Genomic DNA, 25,341 nt, shown 5'->3' with positions numbered 1-25,341 from the left:
TCTAAATACTTATTCTTCCAATCGTGCAGAGTAGAGATATGCATACCTTCATTATCTGCAAACTCCCGCAAGGATAAACCACTTTCAACAAACCTGCGAATAGTTGCTTTCTTATGCTCTTCTGAATAACGCTTCACTTAATTAAACTTACCGCTCCCTGTTTTACTTTTATTGAGGATTAAGGGCGACAACTATCCTGACACAGGGGGATGTCGAACGCTTGATCCCAAGAAACTGGAGTGAAATCACCATCTTTATCAAACTTGCCATCTTTCATGCGAAGCAGAGGCTGCGTTAGACGGTCGTTGCCGTACATGATTTTAGACAGGAAGTAACCTTTAATGCAGTTAAGACCTTTGTTGACAGGTGCTTCTGGATCACCTTGAGTAGCAACCACCTTACCGTTTTGCGTTCCTACCAGCACCGAACAGCCTGTACCACAAAAACGACATGGCGCTTTATCCCAGGTAATCTTTGTTTGGTCGGAGCTAGCGATTAGATTGGTTGCTGACGCAGGAAGGGTAATACCTGCCACTGCCGCTGCTGATGCCGCTGCGTTTGCTTTTACAAACGCACGTCTTGTCATTTTCATACTTCACCCTCTAATTGGGAATGGTTACTTCCAGTGTTAAGTTCGTCATCATCCAACCCGTGCTCGATTTGGTGATAAACCAAGGCGGCGTTAAGGACATTCGGTAAGTTGTTGATAGCGTCTATCGTTTCAGTGACGAAACCCTGATTCTCGGTTTCTAGAACGACAATAATTTTGCCGTCTTCACTGTCTCCGTATATCTCTGCGTTATCGAACTGCTCGATCTGCACTTTGATTTCGGCAAGATGCTCTGCCTTGCAATGCACAACCAAACTAGAAATGTGCACTTCATTTATCGACATAGTTCTTTTTTCTCTTTGTAATATTTTAATTTTGCTTCGTGCTAGACATTACTCACGGAGATAGATGAACTCGGACAAACTGAAACACAGGCTCCACATCCACTACAATGCTCTAACTCTAATTGGGGCAAAGCAACACTACCGACTCTCAGTTTGAAAGTGATTGCCATGGTTTCACAGCTATCACCGCAACTGCGGCATTCAATATTTTTATGCGCCAAGCATTGAGCATTGATCTCCGCTTTTGCATTCCAGGGGGTGCTGTCTCTATCATCAAATATCGGCTCAGGACAGATTTCTGCACACTTGTAACAAAACGTGCATTCATCGATGGAGAAGTCGACAGCAGGATACCCTCCGTCGCCGCTCTTAATAATTTGAGTTTCACAAACGGAAACGCATTTATTGCATCGCGTACATCGGTCGGTGAATGTTGTTAAATCCTTAACCCAAGGTAGCCTAGCTTGCTTAGTATCGATTTGCTTTCTCGTGAAAAAGCGTCGTTTGGAAATATCAACCATTCATCTCACCAACAAAAACTGTCACAGAAAAAGTCTAATCCAATAAGCTGTTAACAATCTTTTATTTACATTCATATAAATTGTAAGTTTGGACATATTTCTATAAATACCTCTTAGGGGTTAAATGGGGGGCATCCTTGTTTTGGATCAATAAATTATCGACAATAGATAGCGATAGTGTGAGCCCGGCTTAACGGGATATATGAATAGATTAGAATCAGTGAAGTGAGATGCTTACATCATGAAAAAGCCGAATAAATCCGTCACCGGAACCATAGCTAAAGCGATGATACTTATCTTGTTGCTGTCGTTGGCGACCACCAACTTCGCTATTTTGACATTGGCTTCGAGTTTGAATGATGCTGAAGCAGTGAACGTCTCAGGCTCGATGCGGATGCAAAGCTATCGGTTGGCTTACGACATGCAATCGGACTCGCCATTGTATTATCTTCATGTCGAGCAGTTTGAACGTTCACTCTATTCTCCTTCAATGAAAGCCCTGCAATCATGGGACGTACCGAGGGAGATCACGCAAGACTACTACAACCTCATTATTCGCTGGCATGAGTTAAAGGCAGTACTTTCAAGTGATGATAGAGAACAGTATCTGATGCAAGTGGCAGACTTTGTTGATCGTATCGATCTGTTTGTTTTAGAGCTGCAAGAGCACTCTGAAAATAAACTGATTCGTCTTGCGTGGGCGGGGGGCGTTGGTCTAGGTGGCATATTGTTAGTTGCGGTGTACGTCGTGCTATTTGTTAGAAAACAGATTGTTAGACCTTTAGGTCAACTTATCTCAGCCAGTGAACAGGTGCAAAATCGTTCATTTGATGTAGAAGTGGATATTCGCTCTGACAACGAATTGGGTATCCTTGGTAATGCCTTTAGAAACATGGCTAGAGATCTTGGTAAGTTATATCGTGGGTTAGAGCAGGCCGTAAATGAAAAAACGCACAAACTTCAGCATGCGCATCAATCGCTGCAAGTACTCTATCAATCGTCGCAAGAACTGACAGCAACACGTATTTCGCATGAAAACTTTCGAGCAATACTGACTTATATTGCCAGTGTTGAAGGTATAGGGGCTGTAGAAATAAAAGTCTCAGAAGTAGAAGGCAATCCTTGGGTTGCACGTGAAGGACATTTCAACGGCAAAGCTGAACGTATCAAACCGCTGCATCTTGATGGGGAAGAACTGGGACAGTTAAGATACCAAGTTGGTCTGCCTTGCCCTGATGAAAAACTCATTGATAACTTTGTGCAAATTCTATCTAGAGCGATTTACTACAATAAAGCTCAGCGCCAGACTGAACAAATCATCCTAATGGAGGAGCGAGCCACAATTGCTCGCGAGCTTCATGATTCACTCGCTCAATCACTGTCTTACCTAAAGATACAAGTTACACTATTAAATCGTTCTATCGACAAGGAATTAACCGACGCTTCGTCAAGTCGTTCGCAATTGGTACTAAACGATATTCGCGAGGGGCTAGACAATGCTTATGTACAGTTGCGTGAATTATTGACGACGTTCCGTTTGTCAATCAAAGAGGGGACGTTCGGTGAAGCGATTACTGAGATGCTGCATCAACTTGATGAGCAGACTGAGGCACAGATAGAGCTAGATAACCGAATGTCGTCGCTGGAGCTAGGGGCAAATGAACAAGTGCATATTTTACAGCTGATCCGTGAAGCGGTCTTAAATGCGATAAAGCATGCCGAGGCTTCGGTGATAAAGGTCACCTGTTTCGAAGATGAAAATGCGCTTGTTACTGTTAAAATTAAAGACGATGGTGTAGGGTTCGAGCAAAATATACATAAACTAGACCATTATGGTATGAGCATTATGAAAGAGCGTGCAGCTCGACTGAATGCGGATCTGACAATCGATTCCGCGCAAAACGATGGTTGTGAAGTGGTATTAACGTTTCAAAGAAGTAAGGAGCCACTAAGTGAGCGAACGTAAAGTCATGTTAGTCGATGACCACCCTTTAATGAGGCGTGGTATCGGACAGTTACTCAGCTTTGAAGACGATTTTGGGATTGTAGCAGAAGCTAGCAATGGCTCTGATGCTATTGCATTAGCAAAAGAGCACGATCCTGATTTGATCTTACTCGATCTCAATATGAAAGGTATGTCGGGTTTGGATACGCTCAAAGCTCTAAGAGAAGATGACTTTCAAGGACACATAGTCATTCTTACGGTTTCAGATATCCCTGCTGATATTGATGCTTTAGTGAAAGCGGGCGCGGATGGCTATCTGCTCAAAGATACCGAGCCAGATGAAATTATTGAGCTGCTTCGCGGGCTAACATCAGGTAACAAAGCGTTCAGCTCTGCCATCGAGAACTACTTAGAAGAAAGAGCCAATACCAGTGACGTTTTTGACACACTGACAGAGCGTGAAATGCAGATTCTGCAAGAAGTGGCGAAAGGCTTTAGAAACAAGCAAATTGCCGATCGACTGTTTATTTCTGAATCAACGGTTAAAGTGCATATGAAGAGTTTACTGAGAAAGCTGCAAGTCCCTTCAAGAACTGCAGCCACCATTCTTTACTTAGAGCGCTTTGGTGAACTAAAGTAGCCCTATTAATCCTATTAGTACACGTATCGTTATTCCCTTTTTCAAGGGAATAACGATAGACCTTGCGGCTTAGTTAAAGGGCTTCACCGTTAGATTCAATCACTTTTTGATACCAATAGAAGCTCTCTTTCTTGTAGCGTTTCAACTCTTTTTCGCTTTCTTCATTACGGTCAACATAGACGAATCCATAACGCTTTGCGTAGCCGTTTAACCAACTGAACAGGTCTTGATATGACCAAGTGCAGTAGCCAATAACTTCACAGCCGTCGTCAATGGCATCGCCAATCGCTTCTACGTGCGCTTTGAGAAATTCAATGCGGTAGTCATCATGGACTTTGCCATCTTCCGTTAACGTGTCATAAGCTCCTAGACCGTTCTCGCTGATAAGGATAGGAAGGTTATAGCGTGAGGTAATGCGACGAAGTGCCACTCGCAGTCCTTCAGGGTCAATAGCCCAGTTCCAATCCGTCATTTTTAAATGTTCGTTATCGGCACGTACGTAGTATTGGTCTGTTGGGATAGCCGCTACATCAGAGACGACAGAGACTTGAGCGGCGTTCCCCGTTTGTGCGGTCTCGGCTTTATTCTCTGGTGCGACAAAAGTAGCAGATTGATAGTAGTTGAGTCCCATGAAGTCACAGATGCCGGCTTTCAGTAGCTCTTTGTCTCCTTCTTGGAAGTCAATATGGATACCAAGGCGTTCAAGAAGTCTTAGACCAATCTTTGGATAGGTGCCTTTTGCGTAAACATCCATCCAAAGCAAATCTTGAATTTCTTGGGCATTTTCAGCAGCGATGACATCTTCCGGAGACGCGGTTTTCGAATAGGTAGGGCTATAAGCGAAACTGGCACCGATCTGTCCAGGTAAGCCCATTTCCTTAAATCGTTTTACAGCACTGGCATTGGCAAGACTGGCAATATGGTTAGCATTAATAAAACGCTGATAATCGGACACCTTTGGTGGATGGATTTTCTGCACATAACCAAGGCTCGTAAAGATGTTTTGTTCGTTCATACAAACCCAATACGGCACTTTTTGGCCGTACTCAGTAAACAGAAGTTCACAATACTTAGTAAAGTCAGCCAGAATTTTACGACTTTCCCAGCCTTGATATTCGTCTTGAAGTGCTTGGGGAAGATCCCAATGGTAGATCGTTAGGATTGGAGTGATGCCACACTCGATCAATTTGTTAATGACGTTGTGATAGAACTCGATACCTTTTGGATTGATAGTTCGTCCGTCAGGCATGATTCGAGTCCAAGCAACAGAAAAACGATAGGCTTTTAGCCCCATTTCACGCATCAACTCAATATCTTCTTCATACTTGTGATAGAAGTCGATCGCGACTTCGCCGGTCGTATTTTTAAACGTGTTACCAGGCACGCGAGAGTAAACATCCCAAATGGAATCACCTTTACCATCTAAGTTAGCTGCTCCTTCAATCTGATAAGCCGCAGACGCGCTACCCCATAAGAAATTCTCTTGAAATGCCATGATTACTCCAATTTGAAATGCTCAAAAAACCAATTTGTTGAAAGTGATAGTATTAAAACCATATGGTTTTACAATCATAAGTGATTTTAAATGTGATTTTGATCGTCATATGCGATGTTTTCATCTGGATTTTCATATAATTAAATAGGGTTTTGTGTCGGAGCTTGTGTCTTGCCAGAGAAGGAAGTACTCTGATAGCTTGAGTGAAATCAGGCGGTTTGCTTGAAGTAAGTTGGAAAGCACAGGTTTTATAAATGGTTAAATATCAAGGCATTTATAGCGAAATTAAGACGCGAATTCTTTCTGGAGAGTACTCGTCTGAGGAAAAACTCCCAGATGGCAGATCTTTGGCTGCGGAGTTTGAATGCAGTGAAATAACCATTAAGAAAGCCATGGACTTCTTAGTAAAAGAAGGGCTGGTGGTACGTAAACGCGGAGCTGGTTCCTTCGTCAAGCAGAAGCCAGATGCGGTTTCAGATTCTCATCTACTCGGAACCAAGAAACGCGCGCAAGACAAAGGTAAACTGGTTCAAACGCGAGTAATGAAATTCCGTTTAGTACACGCGGATGAAGCCATCGCAGGCAAGTTGAAGTGTAAGCTTGGTGACCCGGTTTACGATATTACTCGTGTCAGGGTGTTAGATGGAGTGCCATCAATTGTTGAATACATCTATTTGTCAGCTAAAGTCGTGCCGAACCTAGCTATTGAGCAAGTCAAAGATACTATCTATGGGTATATTTCTGACGAACTGAAGCTCACGATCCACAGTGCTAACCTACGTATTACGATTGCGAACGCAAACGCGGTAGAGGCCGAATATCTTGGGGTTGTGCTTGGAGAGCATTTAGTGAATGTGGCACAAAACGCCTATTTGGATAATGGGCAAATTTTTGAATACTCAGTAGCAAAACACATTTGTGATAGCTATGAATTCTCCACGACCTACGTAAAAAGTGATACACAGCTGTAATTCAAATAGCGATACGTGAGTGACTAGACCTGGCAACTCAGGATGAACTCTGCGTATGTCGCGAGAGTTCTCCATTAGTTATCTTTGCTGATTCCATGGTATGCGCTAGGCAAGAGCTTCATCAGATGCCACCAATGCTTTCTGTGTCTTTTCTATTTTCCCTTCATTTTATCTATTGACCTGTCTATAACTTTATAGTTTAAAGTCATTAACCATCTAGTGAGTAGAGGCATTGGGTTTTGTATCGAATTTCACAACTAGCGGCAATGGTAGGGCTGTCACGAACGGCGTTGCTTTACTATGAAAAGCAAAAGCTTATATCAGGTAAACGCTTAGAAAATGGCTATCGTGTATACAGTGATAAAGACGTTCAGCGTGTCCGATTAATTCAGAGATTACAGGCGGGAGGTCTGACGCTTAAAGAGTGCAAGGCTTGCCTTGAAGCTAAAGTAGATCGAGAGCTGCTCAAGAACCGATTACAAGTTCTTCAACAAGAGATTGAGCAAAAACAGCAGTCATTGCAGTTGCTCGCTGCGTTACTTGGAGAAGGTGACCTCAAAGCTTGGCACGGTGATTTGGACAAACTTGCTCCAGACGCCCACCTAGATTGGTTAATTAAGCAAGGGTTTAGCGAAAAAGACGCCTTGCATTTGAAATGGTTATCAAAAGACATGAACGAACACGACAAATATATGGCCGACTTTATGAACGTTTTCCAGACGCTTGAACGTTGGGGGCCAGGCAGTGAGTATGACACAGCCAAAGCGTTGTCTTTAGTGCCGATTATGCCACGCAATATCCTTGAAATAGGCTGTGGTAAAGGTTTGGCTACGCAGGTATTGGCCGACAACAGCGACGCACAAATCACAGCGATAGACACGGAGCCTTCAGCACTTGAGAGTTTGTCTGAGCGGTTTGCGGAGCAAGGAAGACAAAATAGGCTCAACACCGTAATAGCGAGCATGACGAATCTGCCGTTTGAAAAAGAGAGTTTCGACCTAATTTGGGCTGAGGGAAGTGCTTATATCATGGGCATGGAGAAAGCACTCACAAACTGGCGCCCGCTATTGGAACAAAATGGGTACTTGATGGTGAGTGATATGGTTTGGAAAACGGAATCACCTAGTGAGGTATCTGAACAATTTTGGAGCCAAGAATACCCAGACATTCAACAGGTCAAGACGCGACTGGCACAAATGCAGAAAGCGGGTTATCAAGTGATTGATAACTTTGCGCTTAGCCAATCTGGATGGATGAATTATTATGGTCCGCTAGCCAAAAGAGTAGACATGTTGGCATCAGAGATGGCGCATACATCGGCATGGAAAGATATTAATAATGAAGTGAATATTTGCACCCAGTATGGTCATGAATTTGGTTATCATTTATTTATTTTAAAAAAGAGTGAATAATATTTGAGTAGGCCAATGTTATTTGTAAACTAATACTTTATTTAGTAAGGTGGTATTAATAATCTTGAGTGAAACTATTTATTCAAGATTATTATCCTAAATCTAAGTTTTCAATTAATAATATCTGTTGTCTTTTAATCCAATCCCCGTTCTTTTGATAGATTTTTCCTATCTTAGAAATAGGAAACCCCCGCTAGAACAATCCGATAAAGCACACTATATTTGGTTGTAGCTACTACCAAGGAGGTGTTCCATGAGAGTTCATACCTACAGTATCCGCCTATCAAGTACCTGCGGTGATAAGAAGGAAATCAATGTGATTACGCCCAATCATTACAGTAGTGATGAGTTGATGTCACTGATTGAAAATGAGCCAGAACTGACGATGAACTTGTCGGCTTACAGTGGAGTAGAAACTGCACTTTGTGATACGGAAATATATAACGCTTGGAATGCTAAGAAAGATTATTTTATTTCAACATGATCGCTACCTAAACTAGTCAATAATCAAAGAGAGTAACTTAGGTTATTGATATGTGGTTTGACCGATATGGTTCTCAGATATTAATTTCTAACGTGAATTCTCTTTTAGGGACTAGAGTGAAAAACAGTTTTGTGACTAATAAAATTAGTGTGCTTGTCGTGTTCGTAAAAGTTAAAAATAAGATACGGTGAAAAATTATGAAGCAAGAAAATACCAACACTGGAAAATGCCCTGTTATGCACGGTGCAGTTACATCATCTGAAGGCTCCAACGTTGCTTGGTGGCCGAATGCATTGAACTTGGATATCTTGCATCAGCACGATACGAAATCTAACCCACTGGGGGAGTCTTTTGACTATCGTGAGGCGGTGAAAACACTAGATTTCGACGCTTTGAAGAAAGACGTCACAGCACTTATGACTGATAGCCAAGAATGGTGGCCAGCTGACTGGGGTCATTACGGTGGTTTAATGATTCGAATGGCTTGGCACTCTGCTGGCTCTTATCGTACAGGTGATGGCCGTGGTGGCGCAAGCACGGGTAACCAAAGATTTGCACCTCTAAACTCTTGGCCTGATAATGCGAACTTAGACAAAGCGCGTCGTCTTCTTTGGCCAATTAAACAAAAGTATGGCAACAAAATTAGTTGGGCTGACCTTATCGTATTTGCGGGCAATGTAGCCTATGAATCAATGGGGTTAAAAACTTTCGGTTTCGCTTTTGGTCGCGAAGATATCTGGGCGCCTGAGAAAGACACTTATTGGGGGGCGGAAAAAGAATGGCTTCAAGACAGTAAAGGTGAAAACAGTCGTTACTCGGGCGATAGAGACCTAGAAAATCCATTAGCTGCGGTTATGATGGGCCTTATTTACGTTAATCCTGAAGGTGTTGACGGCCAACCGGACCCACTCAAAACTGCTCAGGATATGCGCGTCACTTTTGCTCGAATGGGAATGAATGACGAAGAAACCGTGGCCTTGACCGCTGGTGGTCACACAGTGGGTAAAGCACACGGTAACGGTAATGCTGCAGAGCTAGGTGAATCTCCAGAAGGGGCAGATATCTTTGAACAAGGTTTAGGTTGGAACAATCATAAGTCGCGTGGTATCGGCCGCAACACAGTCACCAGTGGTATTGAAGGCGCTTGGACTACGCATCCAACTAAGTGGGATAATGGCTACTTCGAGATGTTGTTATCACACGAGTGGCAATTAACGAAAAGTCCTGCTGGCGCATGGCAATGGGAACCGGTTGCAATTGATGAAGCCAACAAACCAGTAGACGTAGAAGATGCGAGTATCCGATACAACCCTATGATGACGGATGCCGATATGGCACTAAAAGTAGATCCTGAATATCGTAAGATTTCGGAGCGTTTTTACCATAACCCCGAGCTTTTATCTGACGCGTTCGCTCGTGCTTGGTTCAAGTTACTGCATCGTGATATGGGGCCATCATCAACGTATATTGGTCCAGAAGTACCCACTGAAGCATTAATTTGGCAAGATCCAATTCCAGCGGGTTCAATAGATTACGATATTGAAGCGGTAAAGGAAAAAATCCAAGCGTCAGGCTTAAGCGTGACGGAAGTGATTACCACCGCTTGGGACAGTGCGCGCACGTATCGCCAGTCAGACAAACGGGGAGGTGCAAATGGCTCTCGAATTCGCTTAGAGCCTCAGCGAGACTGGTTAGGAAACGAGCCTGAAAAACTGAATAAAGTTCTGCCTGTACTTGAAGGCATTGCAACCGAGATTGGCGCAAGTGTTGCTGATGTGATTGTGTTAGCGGGTAATGTAGCCGTTGAGCAAGCCGCAAAACTTGCAGGATTCGATGTGAACGTACCGTTTGCTCCGGGTCGAGGTGATGCAACCGCAGAGCAGACTGATGTGGCATCTTTTGAAGTTCTTGAACCACTGGCGGATGGTTTCCGCAATTGGCAAAAACAACACTATGCGGCAACGCCAGAAGAAATGTTGTTGGATCGCGCTCAACTTATGGGACTAACGGCCCCAGAGATGACAGTTCTAATCGGTGGGATGCGTGTACTCGGCGCCAACCACAACGGCAGCGCTCATGGTGTCTTCACTGACCGTGTAGGTGTTTTGAGCAACGATTTCTTCGTTAACCTGACAGATATGAACTATCAGTGGAAGCCGACAGGTCGAAATTCCTACGATATCGTGGCTCGCTCTAGCGATGAAGTGAAATGGACTGCGACGCGTGCTGACCTTGTTTTCGGTTCTAACTCCATCTTAAGAGCGTACGCTGAATTCTATGCGCAGGATGACAACAAAGAGAAGTTTGTTAACGACTTTGTTGCTGCGTGGACTAAGGTCATGAATGCTGACCGTTTTGATTTGAAATAATCAATATGAGGTGGCCTTGCCAATAGGCAAGGCCACTTTCTTTTCTCATTTTTATTCTCTCCAACCATTTGCCGAAGTTGATTGGGATGATGCCCCGGACACTTCAGCAGAGTTTAAAACGGCAGTAAGAGAAGCGTACCGAGGTACGATTATATATGCAGGACGCTATAACTAAGAGAAAGCGGAAAAAGCATTGTCTAATGGCATCACGGATATGGTAGGTTTTGGTCGTCCATTTATCGCCAACCCAGACTTACCGAATCGACAAAAACACGGTTACCCGTTGGCAGAGCGCAATCCGAATACTCTGTTTGGCGGTAACGAAGTGGGCCTATTAGACTATCCAGAGTACCACGCTCAGTCGTTTTCTGTCGTATTGAAGCCCAAGGCGCTGATAAGTGCTTTGCGCTTTTTACTTTTGTGACAACCAAACGCAGCTTTAGTACAATCTTTGTCTTGTTCATACCGATTCATTTATTGCAGACTTGATAACGATGAGTTTCACTAACATTCAAAGCAAACTTGCTGAATTTACCGCTATCGAGCAGGTGTTCGAGTATTTTGAGGTTGAGTTTGACAGTAAATTTGTTGAAGAGTATCGCTTACCATTACTAAAACGGTTTAATGGTTACTTAATTATGCAAAAGCCAGAAGACTGGTTTGCCGCGCGACGAGTTCTTCGTAATGCTTATTGTAAAGTTCAAAGAGGGCGACTCGACCCACACACACGCTCTGCTTGTCGTGGATGTACTTCCTGTATTAGACGATAATAGAATTGAGTTTTATCATAAGTTTATTTTTATTTATCAGATAATTAAGTTTAGTAATAATCAATTTAAGTCTTAATTAAATCAAATAAACGTTAGCGAACGACGTCGTTGAATAGATGGCACTAAATAAAATGAATAGGCTGCTGTTGATGTTCATTGTGGTCTCTCCAACGGTTTTTTCTAATAGTATTTCTGTCGTTGGAGCTGAACAAATAGTGTTCGTTAATAGTGGGTTAAGTGTGATTTATCTAAGAAAAAGGTATTTAATAACATAAAGTTATGCTGCCTAGTTTAGAGTGAAATATGGTGAAGTGACGCTGACAGAGCTGGCCAATGTGACCCAAATTGTTATTCGTGACCTAGGTGACAGTACTCTTGGGAAGAGAAAACAAGATGTAGGATGGTTAAAAGGTCAGCAGAGAATTACGGTCGATAACTTTGACCATGCTTTCAAAGCGGTGGAAAGTGGCGTGGGTTTTTGTCGGCTGCCTAGGCATGTTATTGAAAGCCGAAATCATGGACAACTAGTGGTACTTAACGTCACACTGTCAGATCTCTATCAGGTGCCACTGCACCTTACCTTACCCAAAGGTGTACAAACAGGCCCAGCAGCCTTAGCGATGTATACAGAGCTTAAGTCTCTAAGGCAGACTTAGCACGCCCAGCTTGAAACAAACAAAAGGCTCACAGTATGACTACTCCAATGGCTTCCAATTTTGACAGGGCTTTTCTGACGGAAAAACGCGATAATTGGTACTTATCTACAAGCTCTCTCTCCGATGGCAGCTTATAAGTGATAACGTTATTGCAGATCTTACTTATTAAATCTTGTACCAGCTCTTCGTGTTTTTTCATCGTTATCTAATTCGATAGACTAAAATAATAAAGTTAATAATAGCGGTTATGCTGTCTTGCTAGCAACATCTTTACGGCCAACAGATAAGCGAACAATCACAAGCTGTTAAACTGGCATTCTTTTCATAAGAGAATGCCAGTGTCGTATCGAAGTTGTTGGTTTGGTGGTCTATACAAAAAGTAGTTCAGGTTATTCAAAAATCGCTTTTTTTCTATCCTTAAAATGAAACCATACACTGATCAAGATAAACAAAAACGCGAAGTAGTAGACGAACGAGGAAAGTGAAGCGATAAAATCGACACCTTGCTCAATCTGCTCTTGGCTGTAGCCTTGAGAGACCAGTTTGTAGTAATACGCGTATAGCACACCAATTGAACCATACCCTAGGTTAAACATCAGTCCTTTGAAGCTAAGAACGGTAGCGCGGTTGTGTGATTCAGTTTTCCTATTGAGGTGGTAACTAATAAAGATGTTCATCGTCATGATGATAAAGATCAGTACTAGTGTCGGAATGACGCCGTAAATCGACCAACCTAAACTAATAAAGTAGTAGGTCGCGATAGTCGATACACCTATGATTGCGATGAACTTTTTAGGGGCTAGGCTTTCGGCAAAGCGACGACTTTGTCCTGCAAAGAGTATCTTAAAAATACTTACGCCAGCGCCAATGAATCCAATGTAGATAATAGGAATGTCGATAGCACGATAGTATTGACTATTCATGGTGAGAAACATGCGTGATGTATGCTCGAAAAGACTGTAGTAGAGCAAAATGAACAACACATAAGGGGTCGACATTACCCACTTACCAGTACTGAGCGTTAATTTTAAACTTGCGACTGTTGTAGCTAATTTATCGCCACCTTTTAGCATTGGCTTTTTGTCTTCTTGCATGCTGATAGCCGCGTAAATAGCAATCATGGCTACGATCAAAGTGGCGTAAACCGGAAGACGCATAATGTCCTGAGTGCTCTCTGGCGCTGTCCATCCAAGCAGTTGGTACACAGACCCCATGACATCGACATCATACATAGCAGCCCCGATTAGCGTAACGAAGATACCCACTGCAGAGGCCACTCGAATTTGAATCTGCAATACATGAGGCCAAGCCTCTTCCTTACCTTGCTCCTTCAAGGTGTCGTATGCCAACGCTTCGTCGGCACCGCTAGCGAGGGCCATGGCTAAGCCACTTAATATCCGGTTAACCAGAAATACCGCAAATACCAAACTCGGATTACCTGTAGGGACAAAGGCTATCATAGCGATTTCAACGAACATGATAATCGAAGATAACACCACAAGTTTTTTGCGACCTAAGGTATCGGCAAAGGCACCTGACGGCACTTCCGCAATAACGATGGTGGCAGCCCAAATCACATTAAGCATCGCAAACTGCGACAGCGTTAACCCGTAATCCAAATAGAGCAGGGTGAAAACCGGGTAATAAAAACGAGCAAAATAGCTACATCGGAACATTAAGAAGTAGCGAACATTGCGAACTTGGAGGAGTTCCTTAAGCGTCATGACTTTTCATTCATTAGATTTATATAAGGTTATGTATAACCCTTTTTGGTCGAGATGGTAAGGTTTCAGTCGAAAAATCATAGGTTTGTTGTAAAGCGACTTAGCTTTGAAGATTTAGATCAGGTTATATATGGTGGCTTTCGCATCAAAAGGGCTCTCCTCAGTGTCCTCGTTAGTGACAATAAAATAAAACCACTAGTCACTCGATTTTCTAGCTAATCAGCATCTATGCTGTATACATGAGCTGAATGCAATCAATGAGTTAATCATGGATCCATTATCCCAAGGAGTGCTAGGTGCTTCTTTGTCTCAATCATTAAGTAGAAAACAACATATAGTCGTTGCTGGTATATTGGGTCTGCTCGCGGGAATGTCCCCTGACTTAGATGTGCTTATTCGTTCGCATGATGATCCTCTGTTGTTCTTAGAGTTTCATCGCCAATTCACACATTCATTGTTTTTCATCCCTATTGGTAGCTTAGTTTGTGCGTGGGTGCTGCATCCTTTGATTGCGAAAAAACGTGGGCTTTCCTTTCAACAAAGCTGGCTTTACTGCACGTTAGGTTATAGCACTCATGCATTATTAGACTCATGTACTAGCTATGGAACTCAATTGTTGTGGCCGTTTACTAATGAGCGTTATGCATGGAGTACGGTTTCGGTCATTGATCCCATCTATACGTTGCCTATTTTGATATTGGTCGTTTTGGCTACGTTTAAGCGTAAAACATGGTTAGCCCGACTGGCTTTTTTGTGGGCTGTTATGTACCCAACGATAGGCATGATTCAAAGAGACCGAGCGGTAGCAGCTGGTTGGCAACTGGCTAGCGAAAGACAGCATACCCAGATTAAACTAGAGGCCAAGCCGAGCTTTGCTAACATATTACTCTGGAAAGTCGTCTACGAAACCAACGATCGATACTACGTCGATGCAGTTAGAGTAGGAAGTACAGTCAAAACATACCCTGGGCAATCCGTACCTAAACTTGATGTGAATAGAGATTTTCCTTGGCTCGATCCGAACTCACAACAAGCTATCGATATCGAACGCTTCCGATGGTTTTCTAATGGATATGTTGCACAAGATCCTGATGATAAGACACGAGTCATCGACGTTCGATATTCCATAATTCCGAATCAAGTTAAATCACTTTGGAGCATCAAGCTTTCTCCTTCCGCAGACATGAAATCTCATGTTGAATATCATACTCATAGAGACAGCAGTCCTGAGTCTAGAGAGGAGTTTTTTGGGATGTTGTTCGACTGAATTGATTTGTCGTCATTTCAGCATAGGCAGCAATCTGACTATAATGCTCACAGCATCAAGCTTTAGAATTGAAAAACTTAAACGCCCTAATGACACTTAACGCGCACTAGGGCGAAAAATAACTACATGTGTCGAGATAGCTCCTCTAGCATGGTAAAAGTGAGTTATGTGGCTTATTGTCTTGCTCTAATCCAGTTCCAATCCCACTGTTTTAGCCTTCTCAGACTCAAGCTCAGCCATATTTTTTGTTTGCTTGAACGATTCATCAAACAGCACTTTCTTTTCTTCTGCACTTTCAATTTCATCGGTCACGTCAACCTTCAATATTAAGTTCAAACCAAGTGCAACGAGAGAACCTGTGGTAATTCCCGAACCTAGAATGACTCTTAGGGAGTCCGGGAAGTAGGTCAAGGTTTCAGGACGAATCGTCACTGTCATTCCGGCGGCGACACCTAGGGCAACAATCAACATATCGCGCTTGGTAAAGTTCAGACGAGACAGAATGTTGATACCGGATGAGATGATCATTGAGAACATAACGATGCCAGCGCCGCCTAAGACGCTGCTAGGAATAGTAACGACTAAGCCACCTATCTTAGGGATCAATCCTGCACAAACCATAATGACACCAGTAAAGGCGACCACATGGCGACTCGCAACACCAGTAATTGAGACAATACCAACGTTTTGGCTGAATGAAGAAAACGGTGTCGTACCGACTATGGACGCTAAAGCACTGCCCACGCCATCACATAAGATACCACTGGAGATTTTCTAACCGTCCGTATCCTTCTTGGCCTACAAAGCCTCCCGCGATCCAGTCGATACCGACAGGGAGTATGGTAAGACCGATCAATACAACGACAGTTCCGGACACGACGGGCGGGAACAACTTGCGTATTTGAGGCATAAATTTGGAGCCAATGATCATGACCAAGGAGCCAACCAATGCCGCTCCAAAGATGGCAGCAACACCAGATTCAATGCCAATAGAGATAGAGATAGCAACAAACGTAAAGCTTGTGCCCATAACAACCGGAAGTCTGATGCCTATTACTCCAACGCCTTTACATTGGATGATAGTAACGACTCCCGATACCAGTAACGCTGCGTTAACTAAGACAATCATTTCATTAGTCGGAAGTCCAATGGCACTTCCCACAACCAGAGGCACCGCAATGATTGCCCCCATAGCCGCCAGCATATGTTGAAATGCTAATAGTAACGATGTTCCAAATGGCGGTTTATCCTCAACTTCATATGTTAACTTCATACTACGTCCTTCTATTCACCACTTAATAAATTCGTCAGCAATAGAGCAAGTTATGTTCCAAGAGCTTTGACAGCCAATTATTACGTTTAGCTTTATAGAGACTCGTTGGAGTTTTGCGATGGTAATAATTAATTTTTGATTGATGGATTTGTGAGCATGCCGATCTCCGAGTTTAGTGGTGATTAACCGTGAACCTCGAAAGGGTAAGAAGGTGTCAAGTTGATAGTTAGTGGCGATAACGAGGTTATCATTTTGATAGCTAAGCTTTGGGCAGGTGGTTAAAACGACGGGTTTATTTCATTTTTACTAACGTCAACGTCGTAAATAGACTAAGATACACGGCCTTTATCTAGCCCAGAGCCCAGAGAGTAATGACTGACAAAACATCTCCAACAACATTCGCTGACCTAGGTCTGATTCCAACCTTAGTTGAGCGACTAGAGGAGTTGGAATACAGCCAACCGACTCCAATCCAATCTCACACCATTCCTTACCTACTTGAAGGGTGTGATCTTGTTGGTGGTGCGAATACGGGTTCTGGTAAAACCGCCGCGTTTTCGCTGCCGATTCTGCAAAAAATCTGTCAACAGGACAAACCTAACAGTCGTCGTGGCAACACGGTTTCTCACCTAATTCTTGTTCCTACGCGCGAACTAGCGTCACAGGTGGCGTATAACGTTAAATCGTACTCATATCATCTACGAAATGAGATAAAAACGGTTGCTGTATTCGGTGGTGTCTCAGCAAACCCTCAAATGCTAGCGCTTCGTGGTGGCAGCGACATTGTTGTGGCAACACCTGGACGATTACTTGATCTGGTATCAAGTAATGCTATTAAGCTAGACCAAGTGCAAACACTAGTACTAGATGAAGCGGACCGTATGTTGAGCTTGGGTTTTACAGAAGAGCTCAACAAAATCCTTGCTTTGTTACCAGAGAAAAAACAGACGTTACTATTTTCAGCAACTTTCCCTGAGAAAGTGACAAGTCTGGCACAGCATTTACTTAGCGACCCTGTTGAAGTGCAATTGCAAAGTGCTGAGACCAGTACTCTCGTGCAACGTGTGTTTAGCGTGAATAAAGGTCAAAAGACGGCGGTACTCGCGCACTTAATCAAACAGCATCAATGGCGACAAGCGTTAATCTTTGTTAATGCCAAAAACAGCTGTAACCATTTAGCACAAAAGCTATCAAAACGTGGTATCACTGCAGAAGTTTTCCATGGTGATAAAGGGCAGGGTGCTCGTACACGTGTGCTAGAAGGGTTTAAATCTGGCGACATTCAAGTTTTGATCGCAACCGACATCGCAGCTCGTGGCCTTGACATTGAAAAGCTACCGGTCGTGATCAACTTTGACCTGCCGCGCAGTCCCGCCGATTATATGCACCGTATCGGGCGCAGTGGCCGCGCAGGAGAGGTTGGTCTTGGTTTATCTCTTATCGATTACGACGACTACCATCATTTTAAAGTGATAGAAAAGAAAAATAAGTTCCGCCTTGAACGTGAGCAAGTTGCGGGATTTGAAGTGGATGATGACCAGAGTGAAGCTTATTTCGCACCCATGAAAGCACGAGCAAAACCGGCTGGTACGGGTAAGAAAAAGAAAAAACGTAATCAGTAACGTAAGTGATCTAATATTCTGATTAAGTTTGCGTGGATATCATGGTGGTTATTATTTGACCACGATGATATTCACATTTTTCTCAGTATCTTTATTTAGGTTCAGTGATCTCTATTTCATAAATTATGACCAACTAAATGTAGCAAAAAACTCATGCTAGTATAATCATACTCCCTTCGAATTATATTCTTACACCGTAAACGTTTAGTCGTATTTTTTATTCAAACCCAATAATAAAATCCCATAGTAAGATATAAGCACTAATAGTAAGGGCATATCAGATTCTGCCTCTATTTTACTGTCATAAAATTGATTTTTCGATTAGCATATATCAATAAAAATTGAGTGGTTACTGACTCTGCCTGAAAGGTTATGTTCGTAACTTAGCTGCAAGAACTTAGCTGTTATAGCTATTTATGGCTGGTTCAGGTAGCCCTAGTTTTATTTTAGGGAAGATAAGATTTGAAGTGCATAGTGTGCATGCTACACCTATGTAGTGGTGAAATGGAAGTACGTGCATTAGATGGCGTTGACTTAACCATTAACCAAGGTGAATTCCTGTCGATTCTTGGTCCTTCGGGCTCTGGAAAATCAACCCTAATGAACATGCTTGGCTGCTTAGATAAACCTAGCGATGGAGACTATTTATTAGCAGGCCAGAATGTCGCAAGTTTAACTGCTAATGCTCTAGCTGCAATTCGAAACCAGAAGATTGGCTTTGTGTTCCAAAGCTTCAATTTACTTGAATACGCTACCGCACTCGACAATGTAGCGTTACCACTGGTGTACGGCGGAATTAAAGCCAAAGAGCGTCGCCAGCGTGCGGCAAGACTGCTAGAGCAGGTAGGCTTAGGAGACCGCCTTGACCATAAACCGAACCAACTATCAGGTGGTCAAAAGCAGCGAGTGGCCATTGCTAGAGCCTTGGTAAATGACCCTCAAATTATCCTAGCTGATGAACCCACAGGAGCATTGGACTCGAAGTCAGGCGCTGAGATTGAAGCATTGTTTAATCAACTTCATGAGGAAGGCAGAACACTTATGATTGTTACTCACGACAATGCATTAGCAGAGCGTACTAAACGTATTATTACTATTAAAGATGGTAAGGTGATTTCAGATAGAGCGCCGACTGAGAGCTTCTGCGTAAGGTTCCTTCAATGAGTTAACATGCCGACGACTATCTTGGTGGAGGAATATAATTAGTGGCGGCATACATTCTATTAAATTAACGCTGTGCTTAGTTCGTTACTTGATTGCATACGTCTGGAAAATCAGCCCACCAATTTCGTTGATGATTTGGTTACGTTCAGACATCGATAGGTCGGTTTGTGTTAGATAAATGCTGATGACCAATGGCTTGCGATTGTCTGCCCAAATGGCACCAGTAAAACCACGTGAACCATTAGCGCCTGCACCAGAGCGGTCTGCGATAGACCATCCTTGCGGTAGAATTGACCGTAGCAATGAATCTGAAACCGTATTCCCTTGCATCCAAGCTATTAACTGATTTTTCGAACCTGGATTCATTGCACCTTCAAATAGAAGGCGATGCAATGTGGTATTCATCGCATTTGGTGTTGTTGTATCCCGTTGATCGCCTGAAAGTACCTGATTTAACTCTGGTTCAATGCGGTCTAATCGAGTCACGTCATCTTGGTTCAAACGCAGAAACTCAGTGAGTCCTTGAGGTCCCCCTATGGAATGCAGAACGATATTGGCTGCGGTGTTGTCGCTCGTTTCCATGGTCGCTTCACAAGCTGTGCTGACGGTAATGGAACTGCCCACCATTTTCTCTGTAACCGGTGACCAAGGAATAAGTTTGTCAGACGTTATGGGAGCCAAAGCGTTCTTATCTAGATCTCCTGAGTCAGCGTCATGCAACATCTTTGCACATGCCAGAGTTTTAAACGTGCTCATCATAGGAAACCGTTCATTGCCTCGATAGTGCCATTGCTGTTGAGTACTGGAATCCAAAACGGAAACACCGATGCGTCCTGAGATTCGTTGCTCAATTGATGCTATAGACTCATCGAGCGTTGAGGCAGATGAAAAGAAAGCGCTGAGCATGAGGCTCAACAGCACAAGAGATTTATTCATGGTCTTCCAGTTTTGATATTGCATGGTGATTTACTAAGCGAAGTATTACCTGAGAAGAGAGAGGAATCAACGTGCGAGGATGAGCGTCATGCCTAAACCTCGGTACAAAACCACTAACTAGAAATCAGCGTTCACACTGTCGCTTGTTTCCATGGCATTGGTGAAATTCTTGCCTTTAGTAATGAAATGAACCCCGAAATTCGAGCTGAACGTTCTTTATCAGGACTACTTAGCAATGCAACAATATCGGCATTAGGGAGCGAGTAGGAAGGCAGGAGTCTGAGCAAATCCCCACTATTAAGCTGAGGCTGGACGTCCCACTCTGAGCGCATAATAATCCCCAATCCTAACATTGCCCAGTCTTTGATGACTCGTCCTTCGTTACTCGCGAGTGTCGGTGTAATGCGGATGATATCGGGATTGCCTTTTTCACTTTCAAACTGCCACAGGGTAACGTCTTCATTATTTTCTCGAAGAGCAATGCAATCATGGCGAGACAAGTCATTTGGGTTGGTAGGCATACCTTTTCGTTCAATGTATTTTGGAGCAGCGCAGAGAAAACGTTGGTTTGGAGCCAAAGTGATCATTTTGAGGGAGGAATCATTGAGTTCACCGATGTAAATAATGATGTCCCATTTATGGTGTTTTGCCCAGTTAGGGTTATCGGACAGTTCCAGCTCAATATCCAATTGTGGATGCATGGTTTTATACTCACCCAAAAGCGGTGCTATGTAATCATTTCCAAAACCTAATGGAGCTAAAACCCTGAGTTTTCCACAGACGAGTTCCTTTCTACCATCAATCTGTTCTTGTAAATCATCGAGGTCTTGCAGAATTAACAGTCCTTTGTCCAGTAAAAGTTGACCCTCTTCGGTTAGAGAGACCGTTCTGGAAGGCCTTTGAATCAATTTTGCGGCGAGTTTTTTCTCGATATGTTGCAATCTAAGCGTGACTGAGGGCGGGGTGATATTGAGGGCTCTCGCGGCTTCAGCTAATGTGCGGTGAGCGGCGATAGTGGCAATGAACTTCAAATCCTCAGTGGTAATCATTTGGTCTAAACCTAATCAATAAGTTAATTATTGTTAATGTAAAACAAAATTAAACTAGTGAATACTGTTCCAAACATGAGTATTTGTATTATTGGGTGAATACGGAAATGCGTAGCATAAACACGTCCACAACCTTGTTGGAACAGTATGAAAAAATCGATACACCGTTTATGTGTGTCGATAAGAACAAGTTTATTAATAACCTTGCTCGACTAAGAGAAAAAACAGAGTCATTGGGCTCAACGCTAAGACCACATTTTAAAACCGTAAGAGCACTTGAAGCAGCGCATTACTTACTGCCGGAGAAGTCGTCACCTGTGACGGTATCGACCTTGAAAGAGGCGGAAGCGTTAGCCACGATTGGGTACAACAATATTGTCTACGCGGTTGGTATTTCGACGCCAAAACTACACAGGGTGCAAAAGCTCGTGTCGCAAGGTATTGATCTTATGGTGTTACTGGATAGCGTTAAGCAAGCCGCAGAATTAAACGAGTTTTGCCACGAAAACCAGTGCACCATCGGCGCGTTAATTGAGGTTGATTGCGACGGTCACAGAGGTGGCGTTCTTCCTAAGGATCCAACACTTGTTGAAATTGCACAGCTATTGTATCGAGGACCTGTTCAATTCGCGGGCATATTGTGCCATGCTGGTGAGTCATACGAGTGTTTTGACTCTCTATCATTACAAAACAGTGCTGACAACGAGGTAAAAGTGGCACGCCTAGCGGCCAATACGCTAAAAAAGCACGACCTTCGCTGCAAAATAGTCAGTATTGGTTCAACCCCGACGGCACACAGTTACCAAGATCTCTCAGGGATTACAGAGGTGAGAGCGGGTGTTTATTCCTTCTTCGATCTCGTTATGACCGGAATCGGTGTTTGCCAACATAGCGATATTGCCGCCAGTGTCGTTGCGACGGTTATTGGTCACAATAAAGAAAAAGGTTGGGTACTCATCGACGCGGGATGGATGGCGCTATCTGCTGATCGTGGTACTGCAGGGCAACCTAAAGACTGCGGCTACGGCCTTGTAGTTGGTGACAATGGCGAACCTATCGAGAATCTACAGGTGACCGGCGCAAACCAAGAACATGGTCTTATTGAAGCGGTTAACGGCGGAACGGTTGATTTCTCAGAATTTCCAATTGGGTGCCGAGTCCAGATACTGCCTAATCATGCTTGCGCGATGGCATCGATGCACAAGGAGTATCATGTATTTGATATTCAGAATGAAACTTATGACATTTGGAATCGTGTTCAGGGGTGGTAAATGATCTATTTAAATGAAAAACAAACATCTCAGCTTATATCGCATCAACTTGCTTATGATGCCGTTAGAGAGGCCTTTATTGCGTCTGTAAGTGACGAAGCGACGCTCTTTCCGGTTGTCAATGCAGCAGGGGCGCAAAAAGATTCCATGTTCTCTTTAAAGTCTGCTTGCACTTCGACCGTTTTAGGTTGGAAAACAGGCACTTATTGGCCAAATAATACGGAACTGAATATGCCATGCCATGGCACGACGGTTTTCTTGCTCAATCCAGAAACAGGTGAACTACAGGCAGCAATTGCAGCTAGTCGAGTCAACGCGTATCGAACGGCGGCAGCTGATGCGGTAGCGGTTGATCATTTGGCAAGGAAAGATTCTAGCGTCTTAACGATATTTGGTACTGGACATCAAGCGGAATACGAAGTGCTGGCGATTTGTCGGGTTCGCAATATCGAAAAAGTATTGGTGGTTGGCAGAAATAACACCGATGCATTTGTACAAAAATTAAAGCAGCATGGTGTTAATGCTGAAAGTGCCAGCGCACAATTGGCTTGTGAGCAGGCGGACATTATCGTCACCGTGACCACGGCTAAAGCACCTTTGTTCAACGCGAATTGGGTAAAAAGTGGTACGCATATTTCCGCAATGGGCGCAGACAAAGTGGGTAAGCATGAGTTGCCAGTGGAGCTGTATAGCCGATCATCACTTTTTTGCGATAACGAACTGCAATCACTAGCGATAGGAGAGTTTCAGCACTCTGAAGAACAATCCATCACTGAGATTGGCCGCGTCATCAACGGTCAGATGGCTGGAAGGAAAACCGCTGAGGAAATCACGATCTTCGATAGTTCAGGTATTGCCATCCAAGACCTTTTTGTCGCCTCTCGATTACTAGACTTAGCACAGAGCGAAGTGACAGAATAATCTCAATCGCCTTATGAAACGCGATGATACTTGTAAAGTGGCTTTGCTAACTCGAAAGTCGTGAAAAACAGCTCGTTTAGCAAAGTCACAGATAGAGGATTGATAGTTCGCATTTCAACCTAAGGCATTTCGCTAGCTTACTTCGCTGTTAACGCGACCCCATCGAAGCGAATACCAGCCCATCCATGCTGAATAAAATTTCGAATATTAGCATGGTCGCTGCCGTTCGGATTCTTTAATACGTCATCACGATAGAACTGCCCGAAACACGCCAGTGTTGATGGCTCGTCTAATCCCTGTATCTGAGCAAAAGCAAAAATCTTACAAGACCCATTGTTTTGACCTGCTTGATTTTGAGTTTCTCCGTTAACAAAGCTAACTGGGTTGAAGTCAAAGTGTTCGTCGATAACCTGCATTGTTTGCTCAAACATGACTTCATTAGGTTGCGTTGCCAGTAGCGTTAGAAATTTATCCATTTTACTTTGTCCTTGATACTTGGTTAGGGCCGCTTACTATAGCATTCCACTCACACAATAGGTGATATCAAGATAGAAAAGTACCAGCTCATTCAAGCGCTTTATCGTGTCTATTTGGGTTTAGTCGTTAGACGGTGCGGGCATTAGATTGAGCGTCAGTATGATTAGCGTTATGATTGGTCGCGTATAAATATGGAATAAATACGTCTAGTGATCGCTGCCCCTTTTCGTGTTTCAGACCATTCCCCAAATGACCATCATTTCCTTGAAAAAGGGAATCTCGTACAGCCTAATTTACCCTGCCATTTTCAGTAATCTACACGCTTCAGTAGATCTTCGTTTTCACGAAGATGACGGCCCAATCGAGGTTGTAAGGGGGTTTGACGGACTTCTTCTAATCATCATAGTGTCTATGAAAGTGGGGTCTTACCAATTTAGCCAACCAGTTCGAATACCCGTCTTATTTCCATTTTTTATCTACCGAAGAAACGTGTTCTCTGTTAGAGTCCTCGTCAACTACGCTATTGAATAAAAATACCCACAGATCGCATGTAATTGAGGGGTTTTTATTCACCCTTAGAACTCATTTTAGGAATCCCTAGTGACTAACAACGAAATTTTACGTCGTATCCAACACGCGTTAAACCTTAAAAACGCACAGATAATGAAAGCTTTCGGGCAGGCCGAAGTCACTGTGGCTCACGATAAAGTGGCAAACTGGTTAAAAGATGACAGCGACAAATCTTGCGTGAAGATGAAGGACCAAGAGTTAGCGGTATTCTTAAATGGCTTTATTAACCTCAAGCGAGGCAAAAAAGACGGCGAGCAACCTAAGCCAGAAGTTGCTTTGACCAACAACATGATCCTCATGAAGCTGCGCATTGCGCTAGACATGAAAGCAGAAGATGTGTTGGACGTATTAGAAGTGGTTGGTATTAGTTTAAGCAAATACGAAATTGGTGCGTATTTTCGCAAGCCAAACAACAAAAACTACAAACAGTGTGAAGACCAACTGCTGTGCGACTTCTTAAATGGTGTGCAGTTTACCAATCGTCCCGATTCTGAAGAGTTTACTGGGTAATTTCTATCTGGAATCAAACGCGGTAATTGATTACAAAAGCGAGAACCATTTCATTTGGCTACTCGCTTTTATCCAATAAACCCAAGCCTAAAACGTTAAGCCAGTTAGGAGCCTCTATTCTGGTCAAGCTATTCCAGACAACTTACTAAGCGTTAAATGCTAGAAATGACTTGTTACCTCTCACTAACTTTGTAGTGGTCAACTAAAATTGGCCACAGTTTTAGAGTTTTTCCAATACAGTCGTTCAGACTCATTGGGTGTCAGCCCGCCGTTATACTGATGGGGTCTGAGTTGGCTGTAATAACCAGTAATGTAACGAGTTATATGCTCCCTTGCTTCGCTAAAGCTCCGATAACCCGACACTGGTATCCATTCTGTCTTTAGGCTTCTGAAGAACCGC

At 43.3% G+C, this 25,341-nt stretch carries 23 protein-coding genes and 4 pseudogenes; 15 read left to right on the top strand and 12 right to left on the bottom strand.

Features of this window, described 5'->3' with window-relative positions:
• From VTH8203_RS25515 to napF, 4 genes and pseudogenes are all read right to left on the bottom strand, one after another.
• A partial coding sequence (locus tag VTH8203_RS25515; RefSeq protein ID WP_158296061.1) for a transposase occupies window positions 1-137 on the bottom strand: 137 nt, incomplete at its 3' end.
• A gap of 71 nt (window positions 138-208) precedes the next feature.
• Window positions 209-592: pseudogene (locus VTH8203_RS14300) on the bottom strand (periplasmic nitrate reductase subunit alpha); the annotation flags it as partial.
• Window positions 589-894, bottom strand: coding sequence for a chaperone NapD (locus VTH8203_RS14295; RefSeq protein WP_096994284.1), 306 nt, complete (start codon window positions 892-894; stop codon window positions 589-591). The pseudogene VTH8203_RS14300 and the gene VTH8203_RS14295, both read right to left, overlap by 4 nt.
• Before the next feature lie 41 nt (window positions 895-935).
• Window positions 936-1,415 carry a ferredoxin-type protein NapF gene (gene napF, locus VTH8203_RS14290; protein WP_096994283.1) on the bottom strand — a complete coding sequence of 160 codons (480 nt, stop codon included), beginning with the start codon at window positions 1,413-1,415 and terminating at the stop codon, window positions 936-938.
• A 241-nt stretch (window positions 1,416-1,656) separates the two neighbouring features.
• On the opposite strand from napF, the gene narQ reads away from it, so the two are divergent.
• Both narQ and VTH8203_RS14280 read left to right on the top strand, forming a co-directional pair.
• Window positions 1,657-3,381: a nitrate/nitrite two-component system sensor histidine kinase NarQ gene (narQ, locus tag VTH8203_RS14285; protein WP_096994282.1), complete on the top strand. Its 1,725-nt coding sequence runs from the start codon at window positions 1,657-1,659 to the stop codon at window positions 3,379-3,381.
• Window positions 3,382-3,385: 4 nt separating this feature from the next.
• Window positions 3,386-4,000, top strand: coding sequence for a response regulator (locus VTH8203_RS14280; protein WP_370739237.1), 615 nt, complete (start codon window positions 3,386-3,388; stop codon window positions 3,998-4,000).
• 73 nt (window positions 4,001-4,073) lie between these two features.
• Here VTH8203_RS14280 and VTH8203_RS14275 read toward each other — a convergent pair whose 3' ends face one another.
• Complete coding sequence (locus VTH8203_RS14275; RefSeq protein ID WP_096994280.1) at window positions 4,074-5,495, bottom strand: glycoside hydrolase family 1 protein; 1,422 nt, start codon at window positions 5,493-5,495, stop codon at window positions 4,074-4,076.
• Between the two features lie 254 nt (window positions 5,496-5,749).
• On the opposite strand from VTH8203_RS14275, the gene VTH8203_RS14270 reads away from it, so the two are divergent.
• The 7 genes and pseudogenes from VTH8203_RS14270 to VTH8203_RS14240 all read left to right on the top strand — a co-directional run bounded on the left by VTH8203_RS14270 (window position 5,750) and on the right by VTH8203_RS14240 (window position 12,157).
• Complete coding sequence (locus tag VTH8203_RS14270; RefSeq protein WP_096994279.1) at window positions 5,750-6,466, top strand: GntR family transcriptional regulator; 717 nt, start codon at window positions 5,750-5,752, stop codon at window positions 6,464-6,466.
• Window positions 6,467-6,705: 239 nt separating this feature from the next.
• Complete coding sequence (locus VTH8203_RS14265; protein WP_096994278.1) at window positions 6,706-7,878, top strand: MerR family transcriptional regulator; 1,173 nt, start codon at window positions 6,706-6,708, stop codon at window positions 7,876-7,878.
• A gap of 253 nt (window positions 7,879-8,131) precedes the next feature.
• Window positions 8,132-8,362: a hypothetical protein gene (locus VTH8203_RS14260; protein WP_096994277.1), complete on the top strand. Its 231-nt coding sequence runs from the start codon at window positions 8,132-8,134 to the stop codon at window positions 8,360-8,362.
• Between the two features lie 197 nt (window positions 8,363-8,559).
• On the top strand, window positions 8,560-10,731 hold the full coding sequence (gene katG, locus VTH8203_RS14255) for a catalase/peroxidase HPI (protein WP_096994276.1): 2,172 nt from the start codon (window positions 8,560-8,562) through the stop codon (window positions 10,729-10,731).
• A gap of 70 nt (window positions 10,732-10,801) precedes the next feature.
• Window positions 10,802-11,089, top strand: a pseudogene (locus tag VTH8203_RS14250) (oxidoreductase); the annotation flags it as partial.
• Window positions 11,090-11,225: 136 nt separating this feature from the next.
• The gene (locus tag VTH8203_RS14245; protein ID WP_096994275.1) at window positions 11,226-11,501 is read left to right on the top strand and encodes a nitrogenase-stabilizing/protective protein NifW; all 276 of its coding nucleotides are present in this window, start codon (window positions 11,226-11,228) and stop codon (window positions 11,499-11,501) included.
• A gap of 296 nt (window positions 11,502-11,797) precedes the next feature.
• Window positions 11,798-12,157, top strand: a complete 360-nt coding sequence (locus tag VTH8203_RS14240) for a LysR substrate-binding domain-containing protein (protein WP_503169854.1) — start codon at window positions 11,798-11,800, stop codon at window positions 12,155-12,157.
• A gap of 37 nt (window positions 12,158-12,194) precedes the next feature.
• On the opposite strand, the pseudogene VTH8203_RS14235 reads toward VTH8203_RS14240, so the two are convergent.
• Both VTH8203_RS14235 and VTH8203_RS14230 read right to left on the bottom strand, forming a co-directional pair.
• A pseudogene (locus tag VTH8203_RS14235) lies at window positions 12,195-12,356 on the bottom strand (GntR family transcriptional regulator); the annotation flags it as partial.
• A 190-nt stretch (window positions 12,357-12,546) separates the two neighbouring features.
• Complete coding sequence (locus VTH8203_RS14230; RefSeq protein ID WP_096994274.1) at window positions 12,547-13,881, bottom strand: MFS transporter; 1,335 nt, start codon at window positions 13,879-13,881, stop codon at window positions 12,547-12,549.
• 268 nt (window positions 13,882-14,149) lie between these two features.
• On the opposite strand from VTH8203_RS14230, the gene VTH8203_RS14225 reads away from it, so the two are divergent.
• Window positions 14,150-15,148, top strand: coding sequence for a metal-dependent hydrolase (locus VTH8203_RS14225; protein ID WP_096994273.1), 999 nt, complete (start codon window positions 14,150-14,152; stop codon window positions 15,146-15,148).
• A 186-nt stretch (window positions 15,149-15,334) separates the two neighbouring features.
• Here the strand turns inward: VTH8203_RS14225 and VTH8203_RS25715 are convergent.
• Window positions 15,335-16,421: pseudogene (locus tag VTH8203_RS25715) on the bottom strand (solute carrier family 23 protein).
• Between the two features lie 371 nt (window positions 16,422-16,792).
• On the opposite strand from VTH8203_RS25715, the gene VTH8203_RS14215 reads away from it, so the two are divergent.
• Together VTH8203_RS14215 and VTH8203_RS14210 are read left to right on the top strand one after the other, a co-directional pair.
• Window positions 16,793-18,043: a DEAD/DEAH box helicase gene (locus VTH8203_RS14215; protein WP_096994272.1), complete on the top strand. Its 1,251-nt coding sequence runs from the start codon at window positions 16,793-16,795 to the stop codon at window positions 18,041-18,043.
• A gap of 480 nt (window positions 18,044-18,523) precedes the next feature.
• The gene (locus tag VTH8203_RS14210) at window positions 18,524-19,207 is read left to right on the top strand and encodes an ABC transporter ATP-binding protein (RefSeq protein ID WP_096994271.1); all 684 of its coding nucleotides are present in this window, start codon (window positions 18,524-18,526) and stop codon (window positions 19,205-19,207) included.
• 84 nt (window positions 19,208-19,291) lie between these two features.
• On the opposite strand, the gene bla is transcribed toward VTH8203_RS14210, so the two are convergent.
• Window positions 19,292-20,143: a class A beta-lactamase gene (bla, locus tag VTH8203_RS14205; protein ID WP_096994285.1), complete on the bottom strand. Its 852-nt coding sequence runs from the start codon at window positions 20,141-20,143 to the stop codon at window positions 19,292-19,294.
• A 131-nt stretch (window positions 20,144-20,274) separates the two neighbouring features.
• Complete coding sequence (locus tag VTH8203_RS14200) at window positions 20,275-21,192, bottom strand: LysR family transcriptional regulator (protein ID WP_096994270.1); 918 nt, start codon at window positions 21,190-21,192, stop codon at window positions 20,275-20,277.
• Between the two features lie 107 nt (window positions 21,193-21,299).
• Between VTH8203_RS14200 and VTH8203_RS14195 the strand changes: the two genes are divergently transcribed.
• Entirely contained in the window at window positions 21,300-22,463 is a 1,164-nt protein-coding gene (locus tag VTH8203_RS14195) for an alanine racemase (RefSeq protein ID WP_096994269.1), read from the top strand.
• The gene (locus VTH8203_RS14190; RefSeq protein WP_096994268.1) at window positions 22,464-23,384 is read left to right on the top strand and encodes an ornithine cyclodeaminase family protein; all 921 of its coding nucleotides are present in this window, start codon (window positions 22,464-22,466) and stop codon (window positions 23,382-23,384) included.
• A gap of 137 nt (window positions 23,385-23,521) precedes the next feature.
• Here VTH8203_RS14190 and VTH8203_RS14185 read toward each other — a convergent pair whose 3' ends face one another.
• A complete protein-coding gene (locus VTH8203_RS14185; protein ID WP_096994267.1) occupies window positions 23,522-23,860 on the bottom strand; it encodes a HopJ type III effector protein in 339 nt (112 codons plus the stop codon).
• A gap of 601 nt (window positions 23,861-24,461) precedes the next feature.
• On the opposite strand from VTH8203_RS14185, the gene VTH8203_RS14175 reads away from it, so the two are divergent.
• The gene (locus VTH8203_RS14175) at window positions 24,462-24,941 is read left to right on the top strand and encodes a YehS family protein (protein ID WP_096994265.1); all 480 of its coding nucleotides are present in this window, start codon (window positions 24,462-24,464) and stop codon (window positions 24,939-24,941) included.
• A gap of 198 nt (window positions 24,942-25,139) precedes the next feature.
• On the opposite strand, the gene VTH8203_RS14170 is transcribed toward VTH8203_RS14175, so the two are convergent.
• Window positions 25,140-25,341 (bottom strand): integrase core domain-containing protein (locus tag VTH8203_RS14170; protein ID WP_158296147.1); only part of this gene is annotated, 202 nt, incomplete at its 5' end.

Source organism: Vibrio thalassae, from assembly GCF_900089835.1.
Taxonomy (GTDB): domain Bacteria; phylum Pseudomonadota; class Gammaproteobacteria; order Enterobacterales; family Vibrionaceae; genus Vibrio; species Vibrio thalassae.
This window is presented reverse-complemented; position numbering and strand designations above follow the sequence as displayed.